A 7,219-nucleotide genomic window follows, 5' to 3' on the forward strand; every position below is an offset into this window, starting at 1 on the left:
ACGCAATGGCGGTCGTCGTGCATATATCGCTTATGCGCGCGTAACCGAAGTTGCGCCCGATCCTGAACGATCCGACCGTTACTATGCCTATGTGACGGACTATCTCGAATTTCCGACGCCAGTGCCTTTCATCAAGGATGGCCGCTATGCGGAGGCGGTGTTGCGTGAGGTTCTCGACCCCAGCCACGTCGGTCAGGCGGTCCAAGGTAAGTCGATACGCCCGATCCCGAAAGAGGATTTCGACGACATCGTTCTGGCCGGCCTTAGCGAGACGCTTGATCCTGCCAACGCCAGGAGACTCAACCCCGATATGCTGCCGTTCGATATTCCGTTGCCGACCAAGCCCGGTTTTGCCGGACAGCCCGGTTTTGCCGAGACGGTGGATCGTTGGGTCGAACAGATCTTGCTGAACCGAAAAATCCGCGACGCGACCTTCCGTCTGGAGGTCTGCCGTGCCTACGAGGATACCTGCGCCGTCACGGGCCTGCGGATGATCAATGGCGGCGGCAGGGCCGAGGTTCAGGCGGCGCACATCAAGCCGGTCGCTGCCGGCGGCCCGGACGTTGTTCAGAACGGCATCGCGCTGTCGGCTACCGTACACTGGCTGTTCGACCGGCATCTGATTTCCATAGATGAGAACCATCAGCTGCTGGTTGCTCACAACCGGGTGCCGAGCGAATTGAGAAATCTCTTCCGTCCAGAATCCCAAGGTTTGCACTGGCCGAAGGATTCGCGGTTGATGCCACATCCGGCGTTCCTAGCCCATCATCGCGAACAATTCGCTGGAGTGCATTGATCCGCAACACCGCGCTGCCCCTCATCCGCCTGCCGGCACTCTCCCCTATGAGGGAGCTTTGCTTCTACCTTCCCAACCTCCCCATCTGCCTCGCCAAAAACTCCACGAACAGCCTCGCCCGCACCGGCAGTTGCCGGCCGAAGGCATGTACGATGTGGACCGGCATGGTTGGCATCGGCACATCTGGCAGGACGCGCATGAGTCGGGCGGTGTCGATGTCGTCTTGCACGGCGACTTGCAGGAGGTGAGCGATGCCGGCGCCGGAAAGTGCCGCGTTGCGGATGGCGCCGCCGTCGTCGGTGTCGAAGCGGCCGTCGGGCACGATTTCGGTACCGTCGGCGAAGGTGATGGGGCGCGGGCGACCTGCCGAGACATAGCGGACGAAATCGTGGTGTCGCAGATCGGCGATCGAGGCTGGCGAGCCTCGACGCTGGAGATAGGCGGGGGCGGCCACGAGCACGATCGGCAGGCTGGCGATGCGTCGCGCCGTGAGCCCGGCATCGGCCAGCGTGCCCATGCGCACCGCCACGTCATAGTTCTCGCGGATCAGGTCGGCGTGGCGGTCCGTGACGCTGAGTTCCAGCTTCACTTCCGGTTGCTCTGCCAGAAAAAGTTCCACCCATGAAGCGATGAGGCCGCGGCCGAGTTCGACCGGGGCGGTGACACGCAGCAGGCCGCGCGCCGTGCCGGTGCTCTGCACGATGTCCTGCGCATCGTCGAGCGCCCGCAGCAGCGGCGCCACGCGCTCATAATACGCGATGCCTTCGCTGGTCAGCCCCAGCCGGCGCGTCGAGCGCTGGATGAGTTTAGCGCCGAGCCTCCGCTCCAGCTTCGCCACGCTCTTCGACACGGCCGACGGGCTGGAGCCGATCAGCCGGCTGGCGGCCTGGAACGAACCGGCATCCACCGTGCGCACGAAGGCGACGAGGCCGGCGGTCTTTTCGAGGATTGTGGTCATGGCGGCAACGTCCCATGTCGACAAGGGCTGATTGCGGAATTCCAGGCAAGAAAGAATGGCCTGAGGTCAGGCTAATACGCTTTTTAGGCGCACTTAAATACCGCTCATCGTCAGGATCAAGGAGAGAATGGATGAGCAGTCTGAACGGCAAGGTCGCCATCGTCACCGGCGCATCGAAGGGAATTGGAGCAGCTATCGCCAAGGGGCTGGCGACGGCGGGCGCCGCTGTCGTGGTCAACTATGCCTCATCGCGGGAAGGGGCCGAGCGCGTCGTCACCGCCATCGCGGATGCCGGCGGCCGGGCGGTGGCGGTGAAGGGCGATGTCGCGCAAGCGGCTGACGTGCGCGGCCTGTTCGAAGCGGCAAAGTCCTCGTTCGGCGGCGTCGACATCCTGGTCAACAATGCCGGCGTGTTCCAGTTCGAGCCGCTGGAGGCGGTGACGGAGGCCGAGTTCCACCGCGAATTCGACACCAATGTGCTGGGCGTCGTGCTGACCATCCAGGAAGCGGTGAGGCATTTCGGGCCGGCCGGCGGCAGCATCATCAACATCAGCTCTGTCGCCAGTGCCAATCCGCAGCCCAATTCGTTGGTCTATGCCGCCACCAAGGCGGCGGTGGATTCGATCACGCTGTCGATGTCGCGCGAGCTTGGCGCCCGCCACATCCGCGTCAACGCGATCGCGCCAGGCGGTGTCGACACCGAAGGGCTGCAGCGCGTCGGCATTGTCGGCAGCGAACACGAGGAGGCGCTGGTGGCGGTCACCCCGCTCGGCCGCTTCGGCCAGCCGGACGACATTGCGCGGGTGGCGGTGTTTCTGGCGTCCGACGAGGCCGGTTGGCTGACGGGAGAGCGGATTACGGCGTCGGGTGGGTGGCGATAGGCGCGCGGGCGAGATCGGAAGGATGAGGTGCCGAGGGCGCACGCGACTGTCTTCCGAGGCGCTGCCCCTCATCGCCCTGCCGGGCACTTCTCCCCGTATAGTGACGGGGAGAAGGACGCTGTCGTGTATGGTTTTGCCAATCGTCAGCGGTGAGAACGAAGAACGAAGGTTGCGGCGATTTCCCTTCTCCCCGTCACTATACGGGGAGAAGGTGCCGGCAGGCGGATGAGGGGCAGCACTGGCCTCACAGAAAGGCGATCCGCGCCACCATCACTTAAAACAACGCCTTCTCCAGCGGCCGCTCCAGCGTCTCGGCGAAGGCGGTGGCGAGGTGGTGGCGGTCGCGGAAGGCCAGCTTGCCGCCGATGAAGACGTGGCAAGAGGTGTGGCCGCAGAAATGGTCGGTGAGGTCGACATAGAGCGTGTCGGGTACGCTGGCCACGACGGCGCGCTCGGTGGCGGCCGCGCCGTCATTGGCGGCCTCGGTCCTTGGCGTGTCGCAGTGCGGCGACGGTGCCTCGCGCCACCACAGTGTGCGCGCCACGCAGGAATCGGCGAAGCTTGCGTTGATCGGCGTGTCGCGGATCACCGCGGCCTCGACGCCGGCCCGGCTGAACGCCTGCAAGGTCGAGCGCAGGCCAGCCTGCCAGCGCGCGGTCTCGGCGGTGCGGCTGGCGGCGGGCATGTCGCGCGTCAGATTGCCGATGGAAAATTCCGAGATCACCACCAGGCGCGGCTTGCGGGCGATGATGTCCGATATCGCCTGCTCGCGCCAGGCGTCGCATTCGGTGTAGTCGCGTTTCAGCACGGTGTTGAAGGTCGAGAGCCGCGAGGCGCGGCACGATGATTTGAGATAGGTGACCACCCTGGTATCGTTGCGCCTGGCCGCCTCGATCAGCGGCGTCGACCAGTGGTCGGCATGCGAATCTCCGAACAGCACGATGGTGTGGGCGGCATCGGCGGCGCCGAACGTGCAAGGTTTGGGCGTCACCGTGTGGAAGTCGAGCAGGCAGCTCTTGTCGACGGCGCGCACGATGGAGGGTTGTTCAGCCGCCTGCTCGATGCCGCGCTGCTCGGGGTCGATGTTGCGCTGGGCCAGATGCGCATTGGCATAGGCCACCGCCACGCCGGCACCCGTCAGCGCAAGCGCGGGAGCCAGCGCTATTGCAGGAAAAGTGAGACGCGGTTTTGCGTCGGGGATTGCGCTGAAATAAGGAGCCCTGGCGCCTGCCGTCAGCCAGCCGGCACGTCGTCCGGGGTTCTCGATCAGGCGATAGGTGAACACCGACAGCGCCAAGGCTAGCGCGCCGCAACCGAGGCGCTGCGGCACGCTGAGATCCGGCACCAGCATCTGCGCATAGACGATCACCGGCCAGTGCCAGAGATAGAGCGAATAGGAGAGCGCGCCAATCCATTGCAGGGGCGGCAGCGACAGAGCTGCGGCCGGGCCAAAGGTCTGCCAGTTGTTCCGCCTGTTGGCCCGCCCCTTGGTCCATATGCCAGCCCGTTCCTCGCCAGCCCCGCCCAACAGCACCAGCACCGTGCCGGCAACCGGCAGCAGCGCCAGGTAGCCGGGAAAGGGCAGGTCTTCGCTCAGCCACAGATAGGCCGCCGCGATCAGCGCCAGGCCGATCGAGCCAAGTGCAGCGCACAGCCACGGACGATGCAGCAGGAAAGTCACTGGGACCAGCGTCGCAAGGCCGCCAGCGGCGAACTCCCAGGCACGCAGCGGCGAGAAATAGAAGGCCCATGCCGGTGCCGCGCTGGTCAGCCAGGCGCAGGCGACGAAGGAGGCGAGGCCGGCGACGCCGATCACGGCCACGGCCGTTCGCCGGCCGGGACGCAGCCAGGCCGCCAGCAGAAGCAGCGCCGGCCAGGCCAGGTAGAACTGCTCCTCCACGGACAGCGACCAGAAGTGGATGAAGGGATTGCTGGTGGCGTCAGCGGCGAAATAGTCGAACGACCAGCGCAGCAGCCACAGATTGATGGCGTAGGCGGAGGCGAACATGGCGCCGCGCGAATAAAGCGCCTGCTCCTGCGGCGACAGGATGAAATAGCCGGTCGCAAGCGTCGCCACGATGACGAACAGGGCCGCCGGCAAAAGGCGCCGCGCGCGCCTGGCATAGAAGCGCCAGAGGTCGAGCCTGCCGGTGTCGCCGATCTCCTGCATGAGGTGGGTGGTGATCAGCCAGCCGGAGATGACGAAGAAGATGTCGACGCCGGCAAAGCCGCCCGGCAGGGCGGAGAGCCCGAAATGATAGGCGACGACGCCGCCGATGGCGAGCGCGCGCAAACCCTGTATGTCCGGCCGGAACGATGCTGCCAAGACGGCTCCTTCGTGCAAGCCCACCTCTTGGCCCACCGCTTGTCCCAGCCCGTCGCAAGTGTCGGCCGGGCAGGTTGACATCGCAATGCAACAAATCTTTCGCAGTGCAATATGGCAAGAAAAGGAAGGTCCTCTCCCACCGGCCGCGCCGCGCCGTCAGTCGCTCCGGATCTGGTGCATCAAGCCTCGCGCGCGAGGCTTGCCACCAGAGGATCGACGCCGGGGTCATCGAGGCTGACAGTGTGGGCCATCCGCATTGCCTGTCTCAGGCTGATCTTGGTGACGTCCCGCCGCATGATGACCGAAAMGAAGGCTGGCCCTGATCCAGTCAGGACAATGGCCCTGCCGACCAGAACCGGCTCAGAGATGGGGGCCCATTGCACGGCTACGATCGACGGCTCGCCGGTCTGGCGGCTGTTGATGCCGCTGAAATAGATCCAGTTCAGGCGCGAGATCACCACGCCGTAGTGGTTGTCGGGCGCCCGTGCTCCGCCATGGCTGTCGTCTGGAGCCCACCGCGTCGCGCGCCTGAAGGTGACCAACTCGGTCTCACGCTGCACGAAGGTGATCGAGCGCGTCAAAAGGTCGGGGCGGCCGGGAACTGAAAAATAGGTGAAATAGGTGCCACCGGCGATGGCCGGCGAGGGGGGATGCACCATGGTCTCATACAGTCTCTGGCGCAGCGATGCGTGGCTGTCGGTGGCTGCCGCGGCAGCGGGCTCGCGATAAAGATCGTTCTCGTCGATCTTGAAGAAGCCGCAGATCAGCCTGGCGGTGGCTTTGTTCGGAATAGCCTGGCCTTGCAGATAACGCTCGAACTGGGTGCGGTTGATGCCAAGCTCACGGCACACCGCACTCACGGAAGCGTGGCGTTGGACCAGCCGCCTGAGATTGGCGGCGAGATTCTCGCGAATTGGCACGACATCGCCCCCGCGACGTACGGATGCTTATTCAAGCGATAACTTATATTTTGCCAAACTCGCATGCGGCGACGGTTTCGCGAAGAGGGACTTTGGGCCAATAGCGCGGCCGGTCCGGTGACACGAAGACTGTACGGTTTTGACAGTTTGGCTATGCAAGCCCGCCAAATGGGCGTAATCCAGTGCCAAGAGCGACCTGGATCGGCCACTCGACATCCTGTTATGGAGGGCGGTTTGGATCACACCGGCCTGGTCGAGCTTCTGGACTATACGCAAGCACAATTGAGCAAGATACGCCAGGCGGTGGCCGCGAGCGATCACGCCGGCGCCATGTTCACCATCGATTGCCTTATCGGGGCGGCGGCCGAACAGACGAAATGCAAGCTCGCAAGCCTGGAGCATGYCGGGTTGCCAATTGGCAGAAATGAACCGGTTGGCCGGAAAAGGGCGGCGGATGACTATGAAGTCGGTGCGACACGGCCCGGCAAAGTGACATCATCGGGCAAGCCGGCGGCGCGGCGCCCTTGATCAGTCGGCATCGATCTCGCCGAGCAGCCTGACATATTCGGCCTCGGCTTGGCCGTAACTGCCATTGGCGAGTTCTTCCAATCCGGCGCGGTCGCGGATGACGATTTCGCCGCGGCGCGAACGGATCAGCGCGCGGCCTTCCAGCAACTGGAGGGCAACGGTGACGCCTGGCCGCCGAACGCCAAGCATGATGGCCAGGAATTCGTGCGTGATGGCCAGGGTTTCGCCAGGCACCCGGTCGTCGCACATGAGCAGCCACCGCGCCAGCCGCTCCTCGAGCTTCAGCCTTGCGTTGACGAGTGCGGTGCAACCGGCCTGGGTCTGGAGCGCGTTGACGAAGCGCAGCAGGAACATCCGCAAGGTCGCACTTGCTGCAAGTGCTGCGTTAAAGGGGCCGGCTTCGATGCGTATGGCCTCGCCTTCAAGCTGCACATAGCAGGCATGCACCGCACGGTCGTCGCCCATCACCAGCGAAGATCCCGTCATGCCTTCGAAGCCGATGAAGCCCACTTCGGCCTCGTGGCCGCTGGTCGTGCTGGCGACCACCGAACCGATGCCCCGTTCGATGAAGTAGACGGCCTCGATTGGAATATTGGGGCTCACCAGTATCTGGCGCAAAGGCAGGTCGCACCGCTGCATATGGGGCTCGAGCAGCGCGAGGTCATCCGCCGGCATGCGCCGCAATAGTTGGTTTCGATATTGATGGTTTTTGCCCCGATCAGTCATGGCACGCCCCAATGCAGGGCAAGAGCCATCCGATCTCCCAGCCGTCCGCGCCCCGTATCAACGTGCCGACGATCGCCCGTATAT

7 protein-coding genes are annotated in these 7,219 nt (G+C 64.4%); 3 read left to right on the forward strand and 4 right to left on the reverse strand.

The window, feature by feature from the left end; all coding sequences use genetic code 11:
- On the forward strand, positions 1 to 796 hold a 796-nt coding region (locus ACXJ7R_RS20230), incomplete at its 5' end, for an HNH endonuclease (RefSeq protein WP_457153396.1).
- A 64-nt stretch (positions 797 to 860) separates the two neighbouring features.
- On the opposite strand, the gene ACXJ7R_RS20235 is transcribed toward ACXJ7R_RS20230, so the two are convergent.
- A complete protein-coding gene (locus tag ACXJ7R_RS20235) occupies positions 861 to 1,754 on the reverse strand; it encodes a LysR family transcriptional regulator (RefSeq protein ID WP_457153397.1) in 894 nt (297 codons plus the stop codon).
- 131 nt (positions 1,755 to 1,885) lie between these two features.
- Between ACXJ7R_RS20235 and ACXJ7R_RS20240 the strand changes: the two genes are divergently transcribed.
- Positions 1,886 to 2,635, forward strand: a complete 750-nt coding sequence (locus ACXJ7R_RS20240) for an SDR family NAD(P)-dependent oxidoreductase (RefSeq protein ID WP_457153398.1) — start codon at positions 1,886 to 1,888, stop codon at positions 2,633 to 2,635.
- Between the two features lie 274 nt (positions 2,636 to 2,909).
- Here the strand turns inward: ACXJ7R_RS20240 and ACXJ7R_RS20245 are convergent, their stop codons facing one another.
- Together ACXJ7R_RS20245 and ACXJ7R_RS20250 are read right to left on the reverse strand one after the other, a co-directional pair.
- Positions 2,910 to 4,961, reverse strand: coding sequence for an acyltransferase family protein (locus ACXJ7R_RS20245; RefSeq protein WP_457153399.1), 2,052 nt, complete (start codon positions 4,959 to 4,961; stop codon positions 2,910 to 2,912).
- Positions 4,962 to 5,140: 179 nt separating this feature from the next.
- A complete protein-coding gene (locus ACXJ7R_RS20250) occupies positions 5,141 to 5,881 on the reverse strand; it encodes an XRE family transcriptional regulator (RefSeq protein ID WP_457153400.1) in 741 nt (246 codons plus the stop codon).
- Between the two features lie 168 nt (positions 5,882 to 6,049).
- On the opposite strand from ACXJ7R_RS20250, the gene ACXJ7R_RS20255 reads away from it, so the two are divergent.
- Positions 6,050 to 6,409: a hypothetical protein gene (locus ACXJ7R_RS20255; protein WP_457153401.1), complete on the forward strand. Its 360-nt coding sequence runs from the start codon at positions 6,050 to 6,052 to the stop codon at positions 6,407 to 6,409.
- On the opposite strand, the gene ACXJ7R_RS20260 is transcribed toward ACXJ7R_RS20255, so the two are convergent.
- Positions 6,410 to 7,135, reverse strand: a complete 726-nt coding sequence (locus tag ACXJ7R_RS20260) for a Crp/Fnr family transcriptional regulator (protein ID WP_457153402.1) — start codon at positions 7,133 to 7,135, stop codon at positions 6,410 to 6,412.
- Positions 7,136 to 7,219: the final 84 nt, after the last annotated feature.

It is taken from the genome of Mesorhizobium sp. P5_C1 (genome assembly GCF_054049815.1).